At 32.4% G+C, this 24,597-nt stretch carries 18 protein-coding genes; all 18 read left to right on the top strand.

The window, feature by feature from the left end; genetic code table 11:
* Window positions 1–130: 130 nt before the first annotated feature.
* A complete protein-coding gene (gene murB, locus ACREV6_RS08245; protein ID WP_431577529.1) occupies window positions 131–1,060 on the top strand; it encodes a UDP-N-acetylmuramate dehydrogenase in 930 nt (309 codons plus the stop codon).
* Window positions 1,061–1,377: 317 nt separating this feature from the next.
* Window positions 1,378–2,262: an RNase adapter RapZ gene (rapZ, locus tag ACREV6_RS08240; RefSeq protein WP_431577528.1), complete on the top strand. Its 885-nt coding sequence runs from the start codon at window positions 1,378–1,380 to the stop codon at window positions 2,260–2,262.
* Window positions 2,259–3,590 (top strand): gluconeogenesis morphogenetic factor MgfK, encoded by a 1,332-nt coding sequence (gene mgfK / locus ACREV6_RS08235; RefSeq protein ID WP_431577527.1) that lies wholly within the window; start codon window positions 2,259–2,261, stop codon window positions 3,588–3,590. The genes rapZ and mgfK overlap by 4 nt, the downstream gene beginning before the upstream one ends.
* A 56-nt stretch (window positions 3,591–3,646) precedes the next feature.
* Window positions 3,647–4,597, top strand: a complete 951-nt coding sequence (gene whiA, locus ACREV6_RS08230) for a DNA-binding protein WhiA (RefSeq protein ID WP_431577526.1) — start codon at window positions 3,647–3,649, stop codon at window positions 4,595–4,597.
* Window positions 4,598–4,605: 8 nt separating this feature from the next.
* Window positions 4,606–5,910 carry a DRTGG domain-containing protein gene (locus tag ACREV6_RS08225; protein ID WP_431577525.1) on the top strand — a complete coding sequence of 435 codons (1,305 nt, stop codon included), beginning with the start codon at window positions 4,606–4,608 and terminating at the stop codon, window positions 5,908–5,910.
* A 44-nt stretch (window positions 5,911–5,954) separates the two neighbouring features.
* A complete protein-coding gene (locus ACREV6_RS08220) occupies window positions 5,955–6,239 on the top strand; it encodes a Dabb family protein (protein WP_431577524.1) in 285 nt (94 codons plus the stop codon).
* 99 nt (window positions 6,240–6,338) lie between these two features.
* Entirely contained in the window at window positions 6,339–9,902 is a 3,564-nt protein-coding gene (locus tag ACREV6_RS08215) for a DNA polymerase III subunit alpha (protein ID WP_431577633.1), read from the top strand.
* A 358-nt stretch (window positions 9,903–10,260) separates the two neighbouring features.
* A complete protein-coding gene (gene pfkA / locus ACREV6_RS08210) occupies window positions 10,261–11,220 on the top strand; it encodes a 6-phosphofructokinase (RefSeq protein ID WP_431577523.1) in 960 nt (319 codons plus the stop codon).
* Window positions 11,221–11,301: 81 nt separating this feature from the next.
* Window positions 11,302–13,062 carry a pyruvate kinase gene (pyk, locus tag ACREV6_RS08205; protein WP_431577522.1) on the top strand — a complete coding sequence of 587 codons (1,761 nt, stop codon included), beginning with the start codon at window positions 11,302–11,304 and terminating at the stop codon, window positions 13,060–13,062.
* A gap of 313 nt (window positions 13,063–13,375) precedes the next feature.
* Entirely contained in the window at window positions 13,376–13,735 is a 360-nt protein-coding gene (locus tag ACREV6_RS08200; RefSeq protein ID WP_431577521.1) for a DUF1540 domain-containing protein, read from the top strand.
* A gap of 135 nt (window positions 13,736–13,870) precedes the next feature.
* Entirely contained in the window at window positions 13,871–15,262 is a 1,392-nt protein-coding gene (gene rlmD, locus ACREV6_RS08195) for a 23S rRNA (uracil(1939)-C(5))-methyltransferase RlmD (RefSeq protein ID WP_431577520.1), read from the top strand.
* A 372-nt stretch (window positions 15,263–15,634) separates the two neighbouring features.
* Window positions 15,635–16,570: a DUF5692 family protein gene (locus ACREV6_RS08190; RefSeq protein WP_431577632.1), complete on the top strand. Its 936-nt coding sequence runs from the start codon at window positions 15,635–15,637 to the stop codon at window positions 16,568–16,570.
* A 161-nt stretch (window positions 16,571–16,731) separates the two neighbouring features.
* Window positions 16,732–16,938, top strand: coding sequence for a hypothetical protein (locus tag ACREV6_RS08185; RefSeq protein ID WP_431577519.1), 207 nt, complete (start codon window positions 16,732–16,734; stop codon window positions 16,936–16,938).
* Between the two features lie 117 nt (window positions 16,939–17,055).
* Complete coding sequence (locus ACREV6_RS08180; protein WP_431577518.1) at window positions 17,056–18,444, top strand: alanine/glycine:cation symporter family protein; 1,389 nt, start codon at window positions 17,056–17,058, stop codon at window positions 18,442–18,444.
* A 181-nt stretch (window positions 18,445–18,625) separates the two neighbouring features.
* Window positions 18,626–19,144: a signal peptidase I gene (gene lepB / locus ACREV6_RS08175; protein ID WP_431577517.1), complete on the top strand. Its 519-nt coding sequence runs from the start codon at window positions 18,626–18,628 to the stop codon at window positions 19,142–19,144.
* Window positions 19,145–19,558: 414 nt separating this feature from the next.
* The gene (gene pepV, locus ACREV6_RS08170; protein ID WP_431577516.1) at window positions 19,559–20,950 is read left to right on the top strand and encodes a dipeptidase PepV; all 1,392 of its coding nucleotides are present in this window, start codon (window positions 19,559–19,561) and stop codon (window positions 20,948–20,950) included.
* A gap of 207 nt (window positions 20,951–21,157) precedes the next feature.
* Window positions 21,158–22,246 carry a dipeptide epimerase gene (locus ACREV6_RS08165; RefSeq protein ID WP_431577515.1) on the top strand — a complete coding sequence of 363 codons (1,089 nt, stop codon included), beginning with the start codon at window positions 21,158–21,160 and terminating at the stop codon, window positions 22,244–22,246.
* Between the two features lie 51 nt (window positions 22,247–22,297).
* Window positions 22,298–24,445 (top strand): HelD family protein, encoded by a 2,148-nt coding sequence (locus tag ACREV6_RS08160; RefSeq protein ID WP_431577631.1) that lies wholly within the window; start codon window positions 22,298–22,300, stop codon window positions 24,443–24,445.
* Window positions 24,446–24,597 lie beyond the last annotated feature (152 nt).

The raw sequence follows: 24,597 nt of genomic DNA, 5'->3' as shown, positions 1-24,597 counted from the left end.
TGAATAATTTAAACTGTTGAAATATATTTAAAAAAAGGTTAAACTAAAAGAGCTATAACTTTCCTAATATTAATCATAAAATTTATGATAGGGGAGTATATAAATATATTAATATGTTCGAGGAGTGTATATGAAGCAATATGTAGAAGTATTTAAACAATTATATGAAGTAATAGACAGCGCAAACATAATGATAGATGAACCAATGCAAAACCATACTTATTTCAAAGTAGGTGGACCAGTGGATATTTTAGTAACTCCAGAAGATATTAGTGAAATTCAAGCTGTAATAAAAATTTGCAAAGAAAATGGAGTTAAATATTATTTAATAGGCAATGGTTCTAATTTGCTGGTAAAAGATGGTGGAATTCGCGGGGTAGTTATAAAACTATCTAAGATTGATAAAATTGAGGTAGAAGGAAGTAAAATAATTGCACAAAGTGGGGCTACATTATATAATGTGGCTGAGGTAGCTTTGGGTAGCGGACTTAAAGGCATGGAGTTTGCTAGTGGAATTCCAGGCAGTATTGGTGGTGCGGCAGCTATGAATGCAGGCGCCTATGATGGTGAAATGTCTATGGTAATGGAAAGTATGTTAGCTATTGATGATAATGGAGAGTTATTAACTTTAACTAATGGTGAAATGGAACTTACTTATAGAAGTAGTGCGATTTTAAAACATGGATATACAGTAGTATCAGTTACTCTTAATCTCCAGGTTGGAGATGTGGATGTTATAAAAGCAAGGATGGACACTCTTGCAAAAAGAAGAAGTGATAAGCAACCTTTAGAATATCCATCAGCCGGAAGTACATTTAAAAGGCCAGAGGGTTATTTCGCCGGTAAGCTTATAGAAGATTGTTGTTTAAAAGGTACTTACGTAGGGGGTGCTCAAGTATCTGAGAAGCATTCTGGTTTTATTATTAATAAGAAGAATGCCAGTGCAAAGGATATTCTGGACTTGATCCAGCTTGTGCAATACACCGTGAAAGAAAAATTTGGTGTACAACTTCATACCGAAGTGAAAATTTGGGGCGAAGAAAAAGAAGCCTCTAAGTAAGTTTAAAGAACCGCATTTCAGAAGGAGTTTCTTTTGAAATGTGGGTTTAATACAATCATAGTGATGCAGAAAAACAAAATGAATTGTTTATAGGGGCGTTAAGAGAGAGTTTATATAAAAAATAAGATTTTAAAATGTACAACGGGTTAATTTGTTGTGCATTTTTTTTATTTAAATATATATTGGGCACCTCTTCAAAAAAATATCCTTGTCATGGCTAACTTGTTATTTTTTTCAGATGCTTAATCACCCCTAAATGTGTTATAATAAAAAAATGAAACTGTATTATTATTAATCTTTGTAGAGGGGGTTTTAAAATGAGATTTGTTATATTAACGGGGCTTTCTGGTGCTGGTAAAACACAAACCATAAGAAACCTTGAAGATTTAGGATTCTTTTGTGTGGATAATTTACCGCCTACCGTAATCCCCAAATTTGCAGAGGCGTGTTATCAAACCAACGGAAATATAGATAAAATTGCACTAGTTATAGACATTAGGGGCGGAAAGTTTTTTGATGATTTGTTTGAAAGCTTAACCTTTCTAAAAGAACAAGGATATATGTATGAAATATTATTTTTAGAGGCTTCAGATGAAGTGCTTGTTAAAAGATATAAAGAGTCAAGAAGAAAACATCCTCTAGCGCCGGAGGGAAGAGTTTTAAATGGAATTGCCACTGAAAGAAAAAAACTTAAGGATGTACGTGAGCGTGCTGACCATATAATTAATACTACTAAGCTTTCTGCAAGAGAACTTACAGAAGAAATTAATAATATTTATGGTGAGGAAGGTCAGATGGAAACTAAACTTATGATAACTGTACTTTCTTTTGGGTTTAAGTATGGGATACCTGTGGATTCAGATTTAGTATTTGATGTTAGGTTTTTGCCAAACCCATATTATATTCCTGAGCTTAAGCAGTATTCAGGTAATGAAAAACCAGTTAGAGATTATGTGTTAGATTATGAGGGCACTATAGTGTTTATAGATAAGCTTCAAGATATGTTAGAGTTTCTAATTCCAAATTATAAAAAAGAAGGAAAAAGACAGCTGATAGTGTCTATTGGATGCACAGGGGGAAGACACAGATCTGTAGCTATATCCAACAAAATTTATGAACTGCTAGAGCAGAGTGGGTATAATGTTAATATAGATCACAGGGATATATATGAAGATGTGAATAGAGGTGGCGGGAAGCTATGATAACCAGGGACTTGCTTAAACCTGGTGTTAATATAAAAAGATGGGTTCTTGTATGGATTATAGGAATTTTGTTTTTATTTTATGGAGTTAATGAGTTTATTAATAAAAAACATTTGTGGCCTACAAATGTAGGTTTTACTATTTTTTTAATTGGCATTGGAGCTTTGATTTTATATGTTGCGACCATGCAAATTATTAAATCATTTATTATATTGATGAATATAGGAAATGTAGATGTAGCAATTGATTCGAAAAATATTGGAGATTTGATTTATGAAAAGAGGGCACTTGTAAAAGGTCCTAAAATTGTAGTAATCGGAGGCGGTACAGGTCTTGCAACTATGCTTCGTGGTTTGAAAAAATATACTAACAATATAACTGCAATAGTTACGGTGGCAGATGATGGCGGGGGATCTGGTGTTTTAAGAAATGACTTGGGTATTCTCCCCCCGGGGGATATTAGAAATTGCATTTTAGCCTTAGCGGATACGGAGCCACTAATGGAGGAATTATTGCAGTATAGATTTAAAGATGGGCGGCTCAAGGATCAAAATTTTGGTAATTTATTCTTAGCAGCAATGGATGGGATTTCAAATAATTTTGAAGAAGCTGTTCAGAAAATGAGCTCAGTCCTTGCTGTAACCGGAAGGGTTATTCCAGTTACACTAGATAATATGATTTTAAAGGCGAAACTCCAAAATGGAAAAATAATTGACGGAGAATCAAATATACCAAAAGCTGCTCTTGATTATAAGAGTCCTATTGAGGAGATTTTTATAGAGCCTAAAGATGCTAAAGCAATTAAAGAAGCGTTAATTGCTATAAATGGAGCAGATGCAGTAATACTAGGACCAGGTAGCCTTTATACTAGTATTATTCCAAACTTATTAGTAAGGGAGATAAGAGACGCCTTAGATAAAACAAAGGCCTTAAGAATTTATGTGTCAAATATAATGACTCAACCCGGAGAAAGTGATAATTATAGTGTATGTGACCATATAAATGCTATCATTAAACATGCTGGGTGCAAGGTTGTGGATTATGTTTTAGTAAACATAGGGAAAATAAGTGATGATTTAGAAGAAAAATATAAAAAAGATAATTCTAATATGGTTAATATAAATGAAAAAGAAGTTGCAAAACTTGGTATAGAGCTAATTAAGAGTGATTTTGTGAAGATTCAAAAGGGCTATGTAAGACATGATGAAGACAAGCTTGCAGCCAGTTTATTAGAAACAATTATGGAAAAAAAGCTATTTTACGATAAAAAGAGAATAGTGGAATATTTTTATTTATCACAGAGGCTTAAGGAACATAAAAATAAATAATAATCAATATTTATTTTTATGTTCTTTTGAAAATAAACGCAATAAGGAGTAAAATAATGTCATTTTCGTCTAAGGTTAAAAATGAAATTTGTAGATTTACAGAAATGAGTAAAAAAGAAGCCATGGCAGAACTGGCGGCTATAATGAAGGTTAGTGGAACTATTGGACTTGGTTCAAATAAACAAGTTAATTTTCAAATAACCACCGAAAATCCTGCAATTGCAAGACTTATATTTAAATTATTAAAGGAGCATTTTGCTATTCATGCTAGATTACTAGTTAAAAGAAGTAATTCTCTTAAGAAAAAGAATGTTTATGTGGTTATAATTACAGAAGAAATGGGTGTTAAAGACTTATTAAAGCAAGTGGCAGTACTAGAAGACGAGAACTTTTTTTCCATAGATTATACTATACCAGAAAGGTTAATTGATGCTGAAGAATGCAAACGTAAATATATAAGAGGTGCCTTTTTAGGCGGTGGAAGTATCAGTAATCCAGAAAAAAACTACCATGTAGAATTTGTTACACATGACAGTGATTATGCAGAGGAACTGTGTACGCTTATTAATAGTTATGGACTACTTTCAAAGATAATACAAAGAAAAAGTAGTTTTGTAATTTATATTAAAGAGGGTGAGCAGATTGTTGATCTACTTAATATAATTGGTGCTCACAACTCATTATTATTTTTAGAGAATGTAAGAATAATGAAGGAAATGAGGAATAATGTAAATAGGCTTGTTAATTGCGAAACCGCAAATCTTAGTAAAACAGTAAATGCATCTGTAAGACAAGTTGAAAGTATTAAATTAATACAAAAGGAATTAGGGTTCCAAAGGCTTCCTAAAAATTTAAGGGAGATTGCGGAACTACGACTGGATTACCCGGATGAATCACTAAAGGAACTTGGTGCAATACTTGAACCACCAGTGGGCAAATCTGGAATTAATCATAGATTAAGAAGAATAGAAAAGATTGCTGAGGAATTAAGGAAAGAAGGAAGGTAAAACATCTAATGTCAAAGCACGAAGAGATTGTTAATTATATACTTTCCCTAGAAATTGGAACTAAAATTTCAGTAAGGGGCATAAGTAGCGAATTAGGCCTTAGTGATGGTACAGCATATAGAGCTATAAAAGAAGCTGAAAATATGGGGATTGTTAACACTGTACCTAGGGTTGGAACTGTAAGAGTAGAGAAGGTAGATAAAAAAAACATTGAAAGCTTGACTTATGCTGAAGTTATAAACATCCTTGATGCAACGATTTTAGGTGGGAAAAAGGGCATAAATAGAAGTTTAAATAAATTTATAATAGGAGCCATGGCTGTTGAAACTATAAATAAATATATAAGTCCGGGGTATCTACTTATCGTTGGAAATAGGGAAGAGGCACAAGAGCTTGCCCTTGAAAATGAAGCCGCGGTATTAATTACTGGAGGCTTTAATTGCAGTGAAAAAATAAAGGCCTTGGCAAATGAAAAAGGTATTCCTGTATTGTCTTCAGCTTATGATACTTTTACAGTAGCAAGCATGATAAATAAAGCTATTTATGAAAGTATGATTAAAAAAGAAATTATTTCAGTTGAAGATGTAATGGAAATACATCCTAAGTATCTTAGTGGTACTGACACTATTGCCACCTGGAGAAAACTAATGATGGAAACTAATCATGAAAGATATCCTGTGGTAGATGAGAATATGAAGCTTATTGGCATAGTTACACTAAGAGATCTACAAGGACATGATGATGAAAATGAACCAATACATAAGGTTATGAGCAAGGATCCTATAAGTGTAACACCTAAAACAACAGTAGCTTATGCTGCTCACATTATGGGATGGGATGGAATAAAGCTCTGTCCTGTGGTTAATAAAAAGAAGTTAGTAGGAGTTCTAAGTATTGAGGATGTTATAAAAGCAATGGAGTTTTCACTCAGGCAGCCTCAAGTATCGGAAACTATAGAAGATCTTATTTTAAAGAATTTTAAATGTGAACATCAGGGGGATGGGCTACACTTTAATGGCCAAATTATTCCTCAAATGTTAGACCCTGTTGGAACTGCATCTTGGAGCTCATTGAATATGCTTTTATCAACTATGGGAATAATGGCACTAAGAAAAAATAATAATATCAATATTTCGGTAGATAGTATTATGGCATATTTTATGAAGCCTGTACAAATGGGTAGTGATATAGATATATATGCAGAAGTTCTGGATAAGGGTAGGAGTTTTTCTAAAGTAGAAATCAGTATGTATAATAGGCTTAAGCAGCCGGTGGCAAAGGCTATAATTTCCGCAAAGATATTTAGTAAATAATATATGCTTTTGATATTAATATAATTTTATGAGGAGGTACTTTAATGTTTACACACATAGTATTTTTCAAATTAAAAAGTAAAGATAAGGCTAGTGAAGCTAGAAATATTTTACTTAGTATGCAGGGAAAGATACCACAACTTAAGGGGCTAGAAGTGGGAGTGGATGTGCTGCATACGGAGCGTTCTTATGATTTAGCTTTGGTTACTAGATTTGATTCACTAGAGGATATGAATGCATATGCAGTACATGAATATCATGTAAATGAGGTATTGAAATATTTAAAACCAATGCTCGAAACTTCTAAAGTTGTGGATTATGAGGTTTAAATTGTGGGTTAATTAAGGTGTCTGTGGATAAAAAATATTTTTAAATGATTAATTATATGGTTTGAGGGGAAGTGAAGAAATGTGGAGGTTGAACCAGAGATAAAAGAGAAAGAAGATTTAGGAAGTTTCGTTCATCTTCATGTGCATACAGAGTATAGTTTGCTGGATGGCTCCGGAAAGATTAAAGACCTTCTTTCTAAAACCAAGGAGCTAGGTATGAAGAGTATTGCTATAACAGACCATGGAGTAATGTACGGCTGTGTGGAATTTTATAAAGAAGCAAAGAAGCAGGGAATTAAACCTATTATTGGTTGTGAAATCTATGTAGCAGCTAAATCTATGTACATAAAAGAGGCAGATAGGGAAAATAAAACTCATCATTTGGTGCTTTTAGTTAAGAATGAAAAAGGCTATGAAAATTTAATGCAGATAGTATCGGCAGCTTCTATTAAAGGCTTTTATTATAAACCAAGGGTTGATTATGAATTCTTGTCAAGGTATAGTGAAGGAATAATAGCTAGTAGTGCTTGTCTTGGCGGTGAGATTCAAAGCCATCTTTTACGGGATAATTATGAAAAAGCAAAGGAAATAGCGCTGCAATATAAGAAAATTTTTAGTGATGGATTTTACTTAGAATTACAATATCATGGTATGCAAGATCAACTTAAGGTCAATGAACTTTTAATTAAACTTTCAAAGGATACAGGAATTCCTTTAATTTGCAGCAATGATACTCACTATATTAATAAAGAGGATGCAAAGGCTCATGATGTGCTCTTATGCATTCAAACAGCCAAAACTGTGGATGAAGAAAATAGAATGAGATACCCATCAGATGAATTTTATCTAAAATCCCCAGGCGAAATGAAAAAGACCTTTGCCTATGTTAAAGAGGCTTTAAGTAATACGGTGAAAATTGCAGAGCAGTGTAATTTTGATTATGAATTTCATGTATCTAAATTACCCAAGTTTCCATTGCCTGGCGGTGTAGATCCTTACGAATTTCTAAGGGAATATTGCTACAAGGGTATGGTATCGCTTTATAAAGTATTTAGTGAGGTAGAGAAAAAAGAATTTTCTATAGAAGCTGTTAATGAAATAGCTGAGGTTAATGACCAGGCTAAGGAATATGTAGTGAGACTGGAATATGAACTTAATATAATAAAGCAAATGGGTTATATAGATTATTTTCTTATAGTATGGGACTTTATAAAGTTTGCAGTAGAACATGATATTCCAACAGGTCCTGGTCGTGGATCTGCGGCAGGTTCTATAGTGGCTTATGCATTAGGTATAACTAAGATAGATCCTATAAAATATAGTTTGATTTTTGAACGCTTTTTAAATCCAGAGAGAGTATCAATGCCAGATATAGATTCAGATTTCTGCTACGAAGGACGTCAAGCTGTAATTGATTATGTAGTTGAAAAATACGGAGCGGACAATGTGTCACAAATCATAACTTTTGGAACTATGGCTCCAAGAGCTTGTATAAGAGATGTTGGAAGAGCTATGAATTATTCTTATGCAGAGGTAGATAGAATTGCTAAGATGATTCCAACTGTAATTGGTATAAGTATAGATAAAGCTCTTGAGATGAATGCAGAACTTAACTCCTTATATGAGGATGATATACGGGTTGAAGCGCTTATAGATATTGCAAAAGCCTTAGAAGGACTTCCAAGGCATAGTTCTACTCATGCAGCAGGAGTAGTTATTGCCTCACAGCCATTAGTAACTTATGTTCCTCTTCAGAAAAATGAGGAAATGATAGTAACACAATTTCCTATGGGAACATTAGAGGAACTTGGTCTTTTAAAAATGGATTTTCTTGGTCTTCGAACACTTACGGTTATGAGGGATTGTGTGGACTTCATATTAGATAATAGGAAAGTGACTATAAATTTAGATGATTTAGATATTGAAGATCACAAAGTCTACAAGATGATTGGAGAAGGAAAAACTGTAGGGATATTTCAACTAGAATCTGCAGGAATGACCAGCTTTATGAAAGAACTAAAGCCAGACAATTTAGAAGATATTATCGCTGGTATAAGTTTATATAGACCGGGTCCTATGGCTGAAATTCCACGCTATATAAGAAATAAAAATAGTATGGATAAGATAGAATATGAAACACCACAACTTGAAGAAATTCTTGGTGTTACCTATGGCGTAATGGTATATCAAGAACAAGTTATGGAAATTGTTAGAAAACTAGCTGGGTATTCTATGGGAAGATCAGACCTTGTACGTCGTGCTATGTCTAAAAAGAAGCACAAAGTTATGGAAGAGGAAAGATATAACTTTATACATGGTATAGTTCGTGGTGATGGAACCATAGAAGTAGAAGGTTGTTTGAGAAATGGTATTACAGAAAAGGCAGCAAATCGTATATTTGATCAAATGATGGATTTTGCTTCCTATGCTTTCAATAAATCCCATGCCGCAGCCTATGCAGTGGTAGGTTATCAAACAGCATATTTAATGTGTTATTATCCTACAGAATTTATAGCTGCTATGCTAAACAGTGTAAAGGGTGCTAGTGAAAAAATAGCCTTTTATACCAGATATGCAGTGCAAATTGGTATTGGAGTGTTGCCACCTAGCATAAATGAGAGTTATGCTGGGTTTACTGTAAAAGGAGATACTGTAAGATTTGGACTTACAGCACTAAAAAATGTAGGGGTAAATGTAATAGATAGCATTGTGAAAAATCGAGAAGAAAAAGGTGATTTCACCGGTTTTATGGATTTTTGCAATAAAATAGACACTTCCTGTGTAAGCAAAAGAGCAGTGGAAAGTCTTATTAAGGCAGGAGCCTTTGATGATTTTAAAATTCATAGGTCTCAACTTTTGGCAATATATGAAAAAGTATTAGATGGAGTAAATAATGATAGGAAGAGGAATATTTCGGGACAAATAAATTTATTTTTAGATTTTGAAAATGATTATAATAATTTCGAAATAGAGTATCCTAATATTAAAGAATTTAAAAAGAAACACCTTTTAGCTATGGAAAAAGAAATGACAGGAATATATTTATCTGGTCATCCACTAGATGAATATGAAGAGACTCTCAAAATACAAACGGATACAAGGATATCAGATATTGTTGTAGATGAAAGCCTTGAAGAAGGAAATGAACTATTGAATGAAAGCTTTAAACTTCAAGATGGGGATAAAGTTATTATCGGAGGCATAATATCAACTGTTTCGAAAAAAGTTACAAAAAATAATGCAATGATGGCTTTTATTAATCTAGAAGACCTATATGCAAGTGTGGAAGTAATAGTTTTTCCTAAGACCTTTGAAAAATATAAATCCTTAATAGAAGAGGATGAAATAGTAATAATAAAAGGAAGAGTAAGCATTAGGGAAGAGGAACAACCCAAGATATTGTGTGAAGATATTAAACCCCTATTAAAAATTAACAGTGAAAAAATTTATATTCTGATAGAAAACGAAACTATGATGAAGGATACACTAAAAAAATTAAAGCAAAACTTGTCCATTTATAGGGGATATACTCCGGTATATATTTGTACAAAGGAGCCAAGAAAAATGTACGCTGTTGATAAAGCATTATGGCTAAGTGAGGAAACTGATACTATGGGAGTTTTAAGAGAAATATTTGGAGAAAATAACATAAAAATACAATAAAATCTTCTAATATTAGAAGTGCAACCTATGGTAACAATAGTGGGAGAAATATTTTTCTCCCGTTTTTGCTCATTGAAAGGTTTACAATACCAGAATAGTATGCTACTTAATAAAAATTTGTTGTTTGTGAATATAAAACGTTGAATATTTCGCGAATTTTGTATAAAATTAGAGTATAAGAAAAAATTTAACCAGTATTAATATTACGGTCAATAAGCATGGATATATTATAACCATAGTGGGACTACGTTTGACCCAATGGTACAGAGATTGTCCCAATAGTGCAAGGAAGAAGATTATAAGGATAACCAATAAATAATTGTTTATCCCCTAGATAACTATAAGGAGGTTAATGTTTATGAAAACAATTGCGGTATTAACAAGTGGAGGAGACGCACCAGGAATGAATGCGGCCCTTAGAGCAGTAGTTAGAATGTCTATATATAAAGGCATAAAAGTTATGGGTGTACAAAGAGGATATGCTGGTCTTATGAACGGTGAACTATTTGAAATGGATAGACGTTCTGTTTCTGATATAATTCATAAAGGTGGAACTATCCTTAGAACTGCCCGTTGTGAAGAATTTAAAACTCCGGAAGGACGCGAAAAAGCAGCTAATGTACTAAGAGTATTTGGTGTTGATGGCCTGGTGGTAATTGGAGGCGATGGTTCTTTCACAGGAGCACAGCTTTTATCAGAAATGGGTATTGCAACTGTGGGTATTCCTGGAACTATAGATAATGATTTGGCTTATACAGAATATGCTATAGGCTTTGATACGGCATTAAATACAGTACTTGATGCTATAAATAAGATAAGAGATACTTCAAGTTCTCACGAAAGAATTAGTGTAGTTGAGGTAATGGGAAGAAATTGTGGAGACATAGCCTTATATGCTGGAATTGGCGGAGGAGCTGAAAAAGTAATTATTCCTGAAAAAGGGTATGAAATAGATGATTTGTGCAAAACTATATTCGAAGGTAAGCTAAGAGGAAAAATGCACAACCTAATAATACTGGCTGAAGGCGTAGGTGGAGCAAATGAGCTTGCTAAGGAAATTGAAGAAATAACAGGAATAGAATCTAGAGCTACCATACTTGGGCATATTCAAAGAGGCGGAAGTCCAAGTGGGTTTGATAGAATGCTTGCTTCAAGAATGGGAGTAGCGGCAGTAGAAGTGCTTATGGAAGGCAAATCAGGAAGAGTAATTGGTATGAGAGATGGCAAAATAATTGATGAAGATATCAATACATCGCTTGCAATGCCAAGAAAATTAGATGAGGAACTTTATGAAATATCAAAAATTCTTTCTTATTAGAAATTAGCAAGAATATGTTAAAATAAGCCTATTTAAATAGATGTTAAATTTAAAAATAAGATTCAATAAGGAGAGTAATTTATGAAAAAAACTAAAATTATATGTACAGTAGGACCAGCTAGTGACAATAGTGAAACTATAAGAAGCTTAATCAATGCAGGAATGGATGTTTCAAGGCATAATTTTTCTCACGGAGACCACGCAGAACATAAGATAAGAATGGACCTGGTGAAAGAGCTTAGAGTAGAGCTTAATAAACATATTGCTATAATGCTTGATACTAAAGGGCCAGAAATTAGAACAGGAAATTTTGCAGCGGGCAAAGTTGAATTAAAAGAAGGCGCTAAGTTTACAGTTGTTTGTGGTGAAGAAGTTATTGGAGATGAGACTACTTGCTCAGTTACATATAATAGACTAAATCAAGATGTTAAACCTAATGATATTATATTAATAGATGACGGTTTAGTAGGACTTATAGTAAAAGAAGTAAAAGGCCAAAAAATTGAATGCATAGTTGCTAATACTGGTATGGTTGGCAATCATAAAGGTGTTAATGTGCCCGGAGTTTCAATAAAGCTTCCTGCACTAACAGAACAAGATATTGAAGATTTAAAATTCGGAGTTACTCAGGAAGTTGATATTGTTGCTGCTTCTTTTATAAGAAAAGCTTCTGACGTACTTGATATAAGACGTATACTTAACGAAAATGGTGGAGCAGATATACAAATATTCTCTAAGATTGAAAATAGAGAAGGCGTTAATAATATCGATGATATTATTAAGTTCTCTGATGGTATTATGGTTGCAAGAGGAGATCTAGGGGTTGAAATTCCTACTGAAGAAGTTCCAATAGTTCAAAAAATGATTATTGAGAAATGTAATGCTGCTGGAAAGGCAGTTATAACAGCTACTCAAATGTTAGATTCTATGATGAGAAATCCAAGACCAACTAGAGCAGAGTCATCAGACGTTGCAAATGCAATATTTGATGGTACAGATGCTATAATGCTTAGTGGTGAAACAGCTAATGGTAAATACCCTATAGAGGCAGTTCTCATAATGTCTAAAATAGCACAAACTGCTGAAAATGCTCTTAATTATGAAGAGAATTTAAAAAAGAAGATAAAATCCCATATTCCTAATGTGCCAAACGCTATTAGTTTAGCTACTTGCAATACAGCTATGGAACTAAATGCTTCAGCTATTATTACTGCAACTCAAAGTGGCAATACAGCTAGAAAAGTATCAGCTTATAGACCAGAATGTCCTGTTATAGCAGTTACTCCTTATGAAAAGGTAGCTAGAAGTCTGGCATTAAACTGGGGTGTTGTGGCAATATGTTCAGCTAAGGTAGATTCTACAGATGAGCTTATAGATAAATCCGTAGATATTGCACTAGAAGCAGGCTACGTAGAAAAGGGAGATTTAGTAGTTATTGCTGCTGGAATTCCAGCAAATTTTGTAGGAAGCACAAATATGATGAAGGTTCATATTGTTGGAGACATATTACTTCAAGGTAAGGGCAATATAAGTGCATCAGCTTGTGGTACAGCTCATTGTGTAAAAAGTGTAAAAGATGCTAATGATACTATGCAAGATGGAGATATTTTAGTAGTGAAAACATTAAACAGAGAATATATTGATATATTAGATAGAGTTTCTGGAATTATTGTAGAAGAGGACGAACTAAGCTCAAGTGTTGTTATTGAATGTACATCAAGAGAAATTCCAATAATATATAATGCAACTGGAGCCGCTGAAGTTATCAAAACTGGTTCATTTATAACTATGGATGCAGCTCGAGGTATTGTTTATAGCGGTAGGGCTAATGTAAAAAATTAAAAAGTAGCAACTTAGAAATAAGCAATGTTGCTAGTAAGATTGTCAGATAGCTGGCAATCTTTTTTTTTGAAATTTTAAAATACTTTGCATATTGAATAATATTATGTATAATTAAAACAATTATGGTTATAATTATAAATAAATACAAAGGCAACTGATTTCTATTAGAGCATCTATATGGTGCTTTTTTTTGATTTTATGTGAAAAAGTCATAAAAATTATAATTTTAATTATCTTTATCTTTCTTTTCTATAGTATAATAAAAGCAAAAGCTACAAACTATAATTAAAACTAAGTAGTGGGAGGGATAAATATGAACGGAGTTTTAAGTTGCAGCGCAATGAATTGTGTTAATAACATATCAGCGATATGTTCAGCTAGGACTATCCATGTTTCAGGATCAAGCGCCCATAGTAGTGAGGGAACACAGTGTGAGAATTTTGCTGAAAAGGGGTTAAAGAATTCATTAGTTAATGTGCTTAATATGAATGTAGTAGGTGAATTTAAACAAGCATTTAATAGTGAATCTATAGAGATGAGTCCAAGGATTAGATGTGAAGCTAAAAATTGTAAACATAATGAAAAAAAATTATGTTTAGCGGATAATATTATAATGTACGGTAAAGATGCTTTAAGTATTGAAAAAACAGAATGTGAGACCTTCCAAGAATAAGGTCATTTTTAAATTGTAAAGTGCAAGGGTTTTCTTAGATGATGATAAAAGGCATCTTGAAAGAAATTATTTTTTCAAGATGCCTTTAGTATGAGAAAATAGTTATACTTAAGGTAAAAGTAGGAGGAAAAAATAATGAAAAGTAATAAAAAATTTGATAATTATATTGTTCCAGTTGAAAAAAATGAGGACTATATAATGACTATAGATAATATGGGGTATGAGGGTGAAGGCGTAGGTAAGATAGATAACTTTACTGTTTTTGTAGCGGGTGCAATAGTAGGTGAAAAAGTAAAAATAAAAATTGTTAAGATTTCTAAAAGTTTTGCCTTTGGGAAATTATTAGAGATAATAGAAGCATCAAGCAGTAGAATAGAGCCAGTTTGTAGTATATATAAGAATTGTGGAGGGTGTAATCTTCAACATATAGATTACACAGGGCAATTAGATTTTAAAACTAATAGAGTAATACAAGTTATAAATAGGATAGGAAAACTAGAAGATGTAATAGTGCACCCTACACTAGGAATGGAAAATCCTTATAATTACAGAAATAAGGTTCAATTGCCTGTGTCTAATAAAAATGGAGCAATAGATATTGGTTTTTATGCAGCAAGAAGCCACGATATAATAAACATGGAAACCTGTCATATTCAAGATAAGGTAGCGGATGTTGTGGTAAAGCTTACAAAACAATGGATAAAAGAGTATAATATCCAAAGTTATAATGAAGAAAACCATAATGGATTGCTTCGTCATATTATGATTAGAAAAGGCTTTAAAACAGGAGAAGTAATGGTGGTGTTAGTTACCAATGGTAAGAATATTCCACATAAAGAAGAATTTATAGCCACCATGACTAAAAAGATTCAAGGGCTTGTCAGTGTAGTACAAAATATTAATAGTGAAAAAACAAATGTAATACTGGGAGCAAAATGTGTAACGCTATGGGGAAAAGATACTATAACTGATTATATAGGAGAATTTAAATTTGAAATTTCTCCACTATCATTTTTTCAAGTTAATTCAATTCAAACAGAGAAGTTGTATGGTAAAGCACTAGAGTATGCAAACTTAAGTGGTGGAGAAGTGGTGCTGGATGCTTATTGTGGTACAGGAACTATATCCTTATTCCTATCTCAAAAAGCGAAAAAGGTATACGGTGTTGAGATAGTAGCAGAAGCCATTAAAAATGCTAAAATAAATGTAAAAGAAAACAAGATAAATAATACAGAATTTATATTAGGTGAGGCAGAAAGTGTTATTCCAAAGCTTGTAAGTATTGGAGTGCGGGCTGATGTAGTGGTAGTTGACCCACCAAGAAAGGGTTGTGATAAAATTCTTTTAGAAGCCATAAGTAGTATGGGACCTAGAACTATAGTTTATGTTTCTTGTGATCCAGGTACTTTAGCTCGGGATCTTGGGATTTTAGATGAACTTGGATATAAGACTTTAGAGATTCAGCCTGTGGACATGTTTCCTCAAACGGCTCACGTTGAGTGTGTTGCAAGGTTAGAGAAAAAATAGGTTGGTGCCATCCACGTGGCAAGTGGCAAGTTGAGAATTTTAGGAAAAAATTTAAGTGTGTTTTATGTTCCCTCAGACTATTAGTCTGGGGGATTTTTGTTAAAGGTGAGAACAAATATAGAGAACTAAACAGGTTTAGGTATTTGTAAAAGATCATTTAAGAGTTATATTTCATTTTGACGTTGAGTTTTTTTACTTTAATTGATACAATTGGGCATGTTTCAAGTATTTGACACGCGAGACATTATATAATATAATTATGCCTGTCGACAAGAATAGACACCAAGTTCACAAACATTTATACGTTAAATGATTTGTGTTTACAGGGGTATTAGAGTTATGTCGAATATTAATTTATGGGGGGAAAGTATTATGGGTCTTTTGTACAAAACACCAAATTTTACTAGTTGGGGGATTTTAATTTTTGTCGTATTTGCTTTAATGGCTTTTAATGAGCTTGGTCGTTCTACAAAATGGGGCGGGATTATACTTTTTTTAATTGTTCCTATAGGGCTAACTATATTTGTTTGGCCAACAACGGCAGCACCAGGGAATGAATATGGTACAGGCACTTGGTTTAATTGGGTAAAAACTTATTCCGCTCTGGCAGGATGTCTTGGGTTTATGGCTCTTCGCTATATACCATCACTCCTTAAAAAGAAGTGGGTATTATGCTTTCCTGCATTTATATTGGCACTTAATATATTTGAAGCAGCTATTCGTGATTTCCAATGCTTTTCATACGGGGCATGGAATGGAGCATATGTAGACAACCTTTGGGTAATGTCAGGACCATGGAATATCATGAATGGTATAGCTGGATTACTTAATATCGTCACCATCTGCGGATGGGTTGGTATTTTTATTTCTAAAGACAAAACAAAAGATATGATTTGGCCTGACATGATTTGGCCTTGGATCATAGCTTATGATTTGTGGAATTTCGCCTATACCTACAATTGTATAGCGGATCATTCATTTTACTGTGGTTTGGCATTGTTGCTTTCCTGCACAATACCTGCTTTCTTTATCAAAAAAGGAGCGTGGCTTCAGCATCGCGCACAAACACTTGCCTTGTGGATTATGTTTGTTATGACGATACCTTCCTTTGCAGATCGCATAGCTCCAGTAGCTACTACACATAATTCAACTGCGTTTTTTATCGTAAGTTTGGTGTCTTTAAGCGGAAATGCTGCACTAGCAATTTATCAGTTTAATAAGATCCGCAAAAACAAACTCAATCCATTAAAAGACGAAATTTTCGTTGGAACAAAAGCGTACAAGCAGGTTATTGAAGAAAATAGATAATTAACTTTTGATGTTGCAGTAATCAATAAAATTATATGTATAAAAATTTACATTAAAAACAACCTCCAATTATAATATTGGAGGTTGTTTTTACTTATATATAAACTTAAGCTTAGAATATTAGTTAAACTTATTCATGGAGTTAAAGAAATCATCAAAGCATGACGGAACAAACTTGTATAATAATATTTACGAAAAATGAAAGATTATTGGAATCTATATCTCAAAAACATTATATGGGCATTATTAACCTAGGAAATAAAAAAATAATTCTTGAATGCAAGAAAATGACTAAGATAGGTGGGTTGAACTGGAAATCGAAAGAGTATATTGACCAAATACTTAAGAAAAAGTTTAAACATAATTGAGATTACATATTTTTTTTTGATAAGTTTTATAAAATAATTTGTCGTAAAATTCTGATTTATTGTAGATTCCAAATAATGTATAATAAGAGTGATAAAACTATAAAAGGAGGATTTTTTATGGAGTCATTTAGTCAACTAATTTCCCAAATTAATAGCTGGATATGGGGAATACCACTTATTGTATTATTATTTGGCACTCATCTATTTTTAACTTTTAGGCTCAAATTTATTCAACGTTACATTTTTAAGGCTATAAAACTTTCTGTAACCAAAGATGATTTTGGTGTGGGAGATGTAAGTCAATTTAGTGCTCTAACCACAGCACTTGCAGCTACTATAGGAACGGGAAATATAGTTGGTGTTGCAACGGCAGTTGGTCTTGGGGGACCAGGCGCAGTTCTTTGGTGCTGGTTAACAGGTGTATTTGGAATAGCTACAAAGTATTCTGAGTCTTTATTATCTGTTAAGTATCGGGTTAAAACTAAAGATGGTACAATGGCAGGTGGACCAATGTATGTTCTAGAACATGCACTTAATGCAAAATGGGCAGGAGTATTATTTGCATTATTTACATCCATTGCAGCTTTTGGTATTGGGTGTATGGTACAAGCAAACTCCGTATCATCAATGGTATATGAAACATTTAAAATTCCAACTTGGGCTACAGGACTTGTAATAGCTGTATTAGTAGCAGTTGTTATATTGGGTGGAATAAAGAAAATAGCTAAGGTTTGCGATATTCTAGTTCCATTCATGGCAATATTTTATGTTATTGGATGTATTATACTTCTTGTAATGGGATACAAAACTATTGGAAGCACAATAGCCCTAATATTTAGGGAGGCTTTCTCACCTCAAGCTGCAGCTGGTGGATTTGCTGGAGCAGGAGTTATGATGGCAATGAGATATGGTATTTCAAGAGGACTTTTCTCAAATGAATCAGGTCTTGGTAGTGCCCCAATAGTTGCAGCTGCAGCACAAACAAGAAATCCTGTTAAGCAAGCTTTAGTTTCAGCAACAGGGACTTTTTGGGATACGGTTGTTGTATGTGCAATGACAGGCTTAGTTATTGTAAATTCAGGGTTGTGGAAAGAAGGTTTAGAGGGTGCTGCACTTACTAAAGGCGCATTCGCGGCTATTCCTGTGGTAGGACCTATAATTTTAACAATTGGACTTTTAACATTTGTATTTTCAACTATACTTGGTTGGTCATACTATGGAGAAAAGGCAATTGAGTACTTACTTGGTAAAAAAGCAATCCTTCCTTATAGAATACTTTGGGTTATATTTGTTTATGTTGGTTCAGTTTTCTCACTTAATCTAGTTTGGAATTTAGCAGATATATTTAATGGATTAATGGCATTGCCAAATTTAATTGCTTTAATATTGCTCAGCCCTGTAATTATTAGTGAAACTAAAAAATATTTATGGGATGATAACCTTGAGGCAATAGATACTGATCCAATAAGGCAAGTTGATGAAAAGGGGAAATATTTACCAATGTAGAGGAATTTTATAAATAAAGCTCTTAGCACGCTAAAATGCTAGGGGCTTTAATAATTTTATAGGTTATGTCGTCAAAGCACTAAAAGTTTAAGAATTGTTTACATATACTAAATTTTAAATACTGCTATATTGTAAATATTGTGATAAAATATTAATGTGTTAGAATTGAGAGGAGATAATCATGGATATTATAAAAAAAGTATTTAAAGATTGGATATTGCCAATACTGGCAGCAATTATAATAGCATTTATCATAAATAAGGTTATTTTCTTTAACGTGTCTGTTCCAACTGGGTCAATGCTACCAACTATAAACCTAGATGATAAGATTTTAGTAACGAGAGTTCATAACAAGAAAAACCTTAAACATGGGGATATAGTAGTATTCCATTCTGATGAATTAAATGAAGATTTAATAAAGAGACTTATAGGACTACCCAATGATGAAGTTGAAATTAGAGACGATGGGTCACTGTACATAAATAAGGAGAAAATAGACGAGAGCTATGTTAAAAATCCAGGTGGCAAAGCAGGAGTAAAATTTAAAGTGCCAGAAGACAGTTATTTTTTTATGGGAGATAATAGAATAAACTCTTCAGATGCAAGATATTGGGTGAATCCTTTTATACCGAAGAAAGATATAATGGGCAAAGCAAGATTTATAATTAGTCCTTTTAGCAGATTTGGAAAATTTAAATAAGAAAAGAGCAGAGTATGAATGAAAGTTTGTACATCTGTTCTTTTGTTTTTTTTTGAAATATGCTTTTTGAACTGATAGTATGCATTAGGAATCTACCTATTTGCTACAAAAATAGACAAAAAAACCATATAGTGCTATAATTAGACATGGTATATAACATTAAAATCAAGAAATAATAAAGATAAAAATATAAGTTAAGATCCGTTATGGCTCTTAGCCATTTTGTAGGTTAAATGTATGTTTAATAAAAAAACAAAGAAAAAGTAGAAGAGAATTATATTAATAGATTAATTATGTTTCTAAGGTATTTATCTCGAAAGGGATGGATTACTTTTGAAAAATAATAATATATATCATATCTAAATAAACCACATTAGTAGGTTTAATGTGGACTATAAATGGAGGGAAACGAATATGGAATTAAATAAATTAATTGACGCTATGAAAGAGGATATTGTTAAGTCTACCCAAGAAGTCATAAGAATTAAGAGTGTAGAAAGTGAACCAAAACCTGGCATGCCTTTTGGCGAAGGTGTAGCTAAATCATTAGAATGTGCTTTAAATACTGCAAAAAATTTAGGTTTTCATACAGTTAACTTAGATGGTTATGTTGGATATGCAGAGTACGGACAAGGTGAAGATTATGTTTTAGCCCTAGGTCACTTGGATGTAGTTCCAGAAGGCGAAGGATGGATTTATCCACCATATGGTGCAGAAATTCATGATGGAAAAATGTACGGACGTGGAACTACAGATGATAAAGGACCAATAATGGCAACATTATATGGATTAAAAGCAATTAAAGATGCAAAATTGCCTGTGTCTAAAAGAATTAGAGTTTTATTTGGAACTAATGAAGAAACAGGAAGCAAGGAACTTGAATATTATTTAGAAAAAGAAAAAGCACCAGTTGCTGGTTTTACACCAGATGCAGACTATCCAATAATCAATGGAGAAAAAGGTATAACTATTTTCAACATTGTAAAAGATTTCAATAAAAAGAATTCAAGTGAAAACCACATTAAATATATCAAGGGTGGTCAAGTAGCTAATATAGTACCTGATTATTGCGAGGCAGGAATTGTAGCTAAAGACGCAAAAAACATTATTAATGCATTAGATACTTTTGCGAAAAAAATGAATTACAAGCTTTCAGCAGAGGTTAAAGAAGATGTGGTAATAATTAAATCTGTAGGTGAAGCAGCTCATGGAAGTACACCAGAAATTGGAGTCAATGCCATAATGCAATTATTTGCTTTCCTTGGAACTGTGGATTTTGGAACAAACGATGTGTCAAAATTTGTTGGATTTTTAAATAAGAACATAGGTATGGAAACACACGGAGAGTCTTTTGGAGTTTGTCTCGAAGATGAGAATTCAGGAAAATTATCTTTTAATGTTGGAGTTGTACGTATGGATGAAAATTCAGCTACAATGACCTTGAATTTAAGATATCCTGTAACAAACAAATTAGAAGATATGATGAATCCATTTAATAATAGAATAGAGGGAACTGGAATAAGAGTAGAAAAATTTGTTCATCAAGAACCATTATATTTTTCACCAGAGAGCCCAATTATTAAAGCACTTCAAAAGGTCTATACTGAGCAAACTGGAAAAGAAGCTAAATTAGTATCTATAGGTGGAGGAACTTATGCTAAAGAAATGCCTAACACTGTAGCATTTGGACCAATGTTCCCAGGAGAACCAGACACTATTCATAAGAAAAATGAATATATCACTATTGATAATTTAATTAAAAATGCAAAAATATATGCTCACGCATTATATGAATTAGCAAAATAACATACCTCTTATAAAATATGATGTATGTTTTGGTGGAAATCATATAACTTATAGGCCTATATCTTATAAAATAAGATGTAGGCCTTAGTATTTTAAAAATTAATTAATAGCAAAATTGTAGAATTAAAATGGATATAGAGGTATAATATAATATTAGGAACAAGTTAAATACTATAAAAAATATTATAATTTTAGCGAGGGATAATTATGAAAATAAAAGAAATTAAAATTGGTAAAATTACTACTCCTTTGAAAAAACCATATAGAGTAGGAAAGAGATTTCTTACATTTTCTGATGAAATAGTTATAAAAATGATTACAGATACAGGAGAAATAGGCTATGGTAGTGCAGCGCCGACTCCTTCTATAACTGGAGAAACAGAGAATTCAATTATTGGAGCAATAAACTATATTAAGCCAGAAATTCTAGGCCTGGACATTGATAATCTTGAAGAAATTATGAAAGTAATTCATAATTCAATTCATGGAAATAATAGTGCGAAAGCTGCTATTGATATGGCTATATATGATTTGCTTTGTAAAAATTATGGAGTGCCACTTTATAAATTTTTGGGAGGATACAAAACTTCATTAACTACAGATCTTACAATAGCAAATGATACTGTAGAACAAATGGTAGGAAAATCCCTAGAAGCTGTAATGCAAGGGTATACATATTTAAAAGTAAAAATTGGGAATGATTTAGAACATGATATAGAGAGAGTAAAAGCTGTAAGAAAAGCAGTAAGACGAGGGATAAAAATAAGGGTAGATGCTAATCAAGGTTGGAGACCCAAAGAAGCTGTAAGTATTATTAGAAAATTTGAAGATATGGGACTAGACATTGAGTTTGTTGAGCAACCAGTTAATGCTTGGGATATAGATGGACTAAAATATGTTACAGACAATGTGGAAACAAAGATTCTTGCAGATGAAGCAGTTTTTGGGCCTTCAGATGCCTTTAAGATAATTGAAAGAAGAGCAGCAGACCTTATAAGCATAAAGCTTATGAAGTGTGGAGGAATTAATAATGCAATAAAAATATACAACATGGCAGAAAATATGGGTATAAGATGCATGATGGGATGTATGCTAGAAAGCAGAATGGGCATAACAGCAGCAACTAGTTTTGCGGCATCAAAATCTAATATGATTAAAGCAGACCTAGATACTATGTTGTTATTTGAGAATGATTCGATAATTGGAGGGGCATGTATTACAGGAAATAGAATAACTATTAATGATGGTCCTGGCCTTGGTATTTCAGATGTTATTGGATGGCATGAAATTTTATAAAAATATAACCATTGAAATGGGGTGATAGTTTTGAATAATAATAAATATGATATGGACGCTAGTCTCATAGAAGTGGAATTAAAAAAGCAATTAGAATTTAATATAGAAGAAGAAAAACTAAAAGTGGATATTGAAATCATTAGTGAAGAAATTTTAAAATATATTGAAAAGAGAAAAGAAATTACAAAATATATTTTAGAATATAGGAAAAAAGTAATTGAAGACTATAGAGATGATGAGGATATGGTAATAGAATATTTTGATCATGAGATATATGTCAAGGAAGAAGCCTTTAAAACTATTGATAGAAGACTTAAAGAGTTAACTCAACTAAAGAGTTCTCCTTATTTTGGAAGAATTGATTTTTCAGAAGAAGATTATGGTATTAATGAAATGTATATAGGAAGATTTGGAGTTACGCCAGAGAATACATTTGAACCACTAATAGTAGATTGGAGAGCACCGATTGCATCCTTATTTTATACCGGAGCTCTAGGGGAAGCTTTTTATGAAGCGCCTAAAGAAAAGATGCTAGTGAATATTTTAGCTAAGAGGCAATATATTATAAAAAAAGAAAAACTTATGGGTATGTTTGACTCAGCGCTAGATATAAAAGATGAGATACTTCAAATGGTGCTTAGTAGCAATGCTTCAGAAAAGTTAAAAGATATAATAATGACAATACAAAAGGAACAGGATGATTTAATAAGACAACCAAGAACCAAAACTATTGTAGTGGATGGTGTGGCAGGAAGTGGGAAAACTACTATTGCTCTTCATAGAGTAGCTTATCTACTTTATAATTACAGGAAAATACTTCAAGATAAGGTTTTAATACTCGGACCAAACAATGTATTTATGGAGTATATATCTTTAGTGCTTCCAAGTCTTGGAGAATCAGGTGTTAAACAAACAACATTTAGAGACTTCGCCTTTGATATTTTGGAAATTGAAGAAGTGATGAGTCTAAAAGAATATATGGAAAAAGTGCTTAGTGGAGAAAGTGAATTTACAGAGGACATTATGTACAAAAATTCTATAGAGTATAAAAATTTCCTTGATGATGCAGTAGAAAAATTAGATAGTGAATACTTTAAAATAGAAGATTTATTTTTTATGAATGAGGTAATATTATCTAAAGAAGATATAATGGAAATGTTTTATAATTATTATAAAACTATGCCATTATTTAGGAGAAGTAAGAAAATTAAAAGAATTATTTATTCTAAGATTAGTGATGCTAGAGATGAAAAAGTTAGACTTATACAAAAGGAATATGAAAAAACTGTGTCTTCATTATCTGAGGAAGAAAAGAGCTTTAAAGTAAATGATTTAGAGTTTAATAGAAAACTTAAAATACGTGAAGTTATTAAAGAAGTAATTAAGTTAAAAAGGAATCTTATTTGGCTTGAAAATGGAAATTGTGTTGATTTATACAACAAAATTAATGGCTATAAAAGATTAACAGAAAATGATTTAGGCGGTATATTGTATTTTAAAAATAGGTTAGAGGGAATAAAAATTTCAGAAGAAATCAAACATGTAGTAATAGATGAAGCTCAGGATTATAATCAACTTCAATTCTTAGTAATAAAAGAATTAACAAGGTGTACTTCCTTAACCATAGTTGGAGATAGTAATCAACGAATTATTCCATATGAGGGAAGACTTCCTATGCATGACTTGAAAAATATACTTCCACAATGTAATGTTCAGGAGTTTAAACTAAATACTAGTTACAGATCTACAGTGGAAATAATGGAGTATGCTAATAAATATTTGAGCACAGAGCCTATTGTTCCTATAGTAAGAAATGGTGAAGCCGTAACAGAAAAATCAATTTTTGATAAGGATGAACTTACAAACTATATAGTACAAAAGGTTGAAGATTTTAAAAGCAAGGCTTATGAAAATATTGCAATTATATGTAAAGATATAAGTGAAACAGAAAAAATATTTAAGCTAATTAAAGGCATTGCTAAGATTAAAATTATTAGCAATGAAAATGCAGTTTACCATAGTGGAATTGTGGTTATTCCATCCTATTTTGCTAAGGGTCTTGAATTTGATGCAGTTATCATGCTATTAGAAGGTCCAAATGCTTCCGCAGAGCAATATAAGCAAGAGGATAAACTTAGATATGTGATGGCAACTAGAGCATTACATGAGCTTCATGTGGTTAAGAAGAGTTCATTTTAAATTGAACAGGAAATCTTTTCTTATATTATGTTATAACTAAAAGTATAGATTGCTAGAACGCTTTCGCTTTGCCAAGTAATTCTAAAATTTATTTTAATTGCTAAGGCTTGCTCAAATGCATTCTGCGCAATCTATACTTTTGTTAGCATAAT

The sequence above is a fragment of the Clostridium sp. genome (assembly GCF_050717515.1).
In the GTDB taxonomy this organism is placed as follows: Bacteria; Bacillota; Clostridia; order Clostridiales; family Clostridiaceae; genus Clostridium_AD.
Note: the sequence above shows the minus strand (reverse complement) of the source record. Positions and strands in the feature narration are given on the sequence as shown.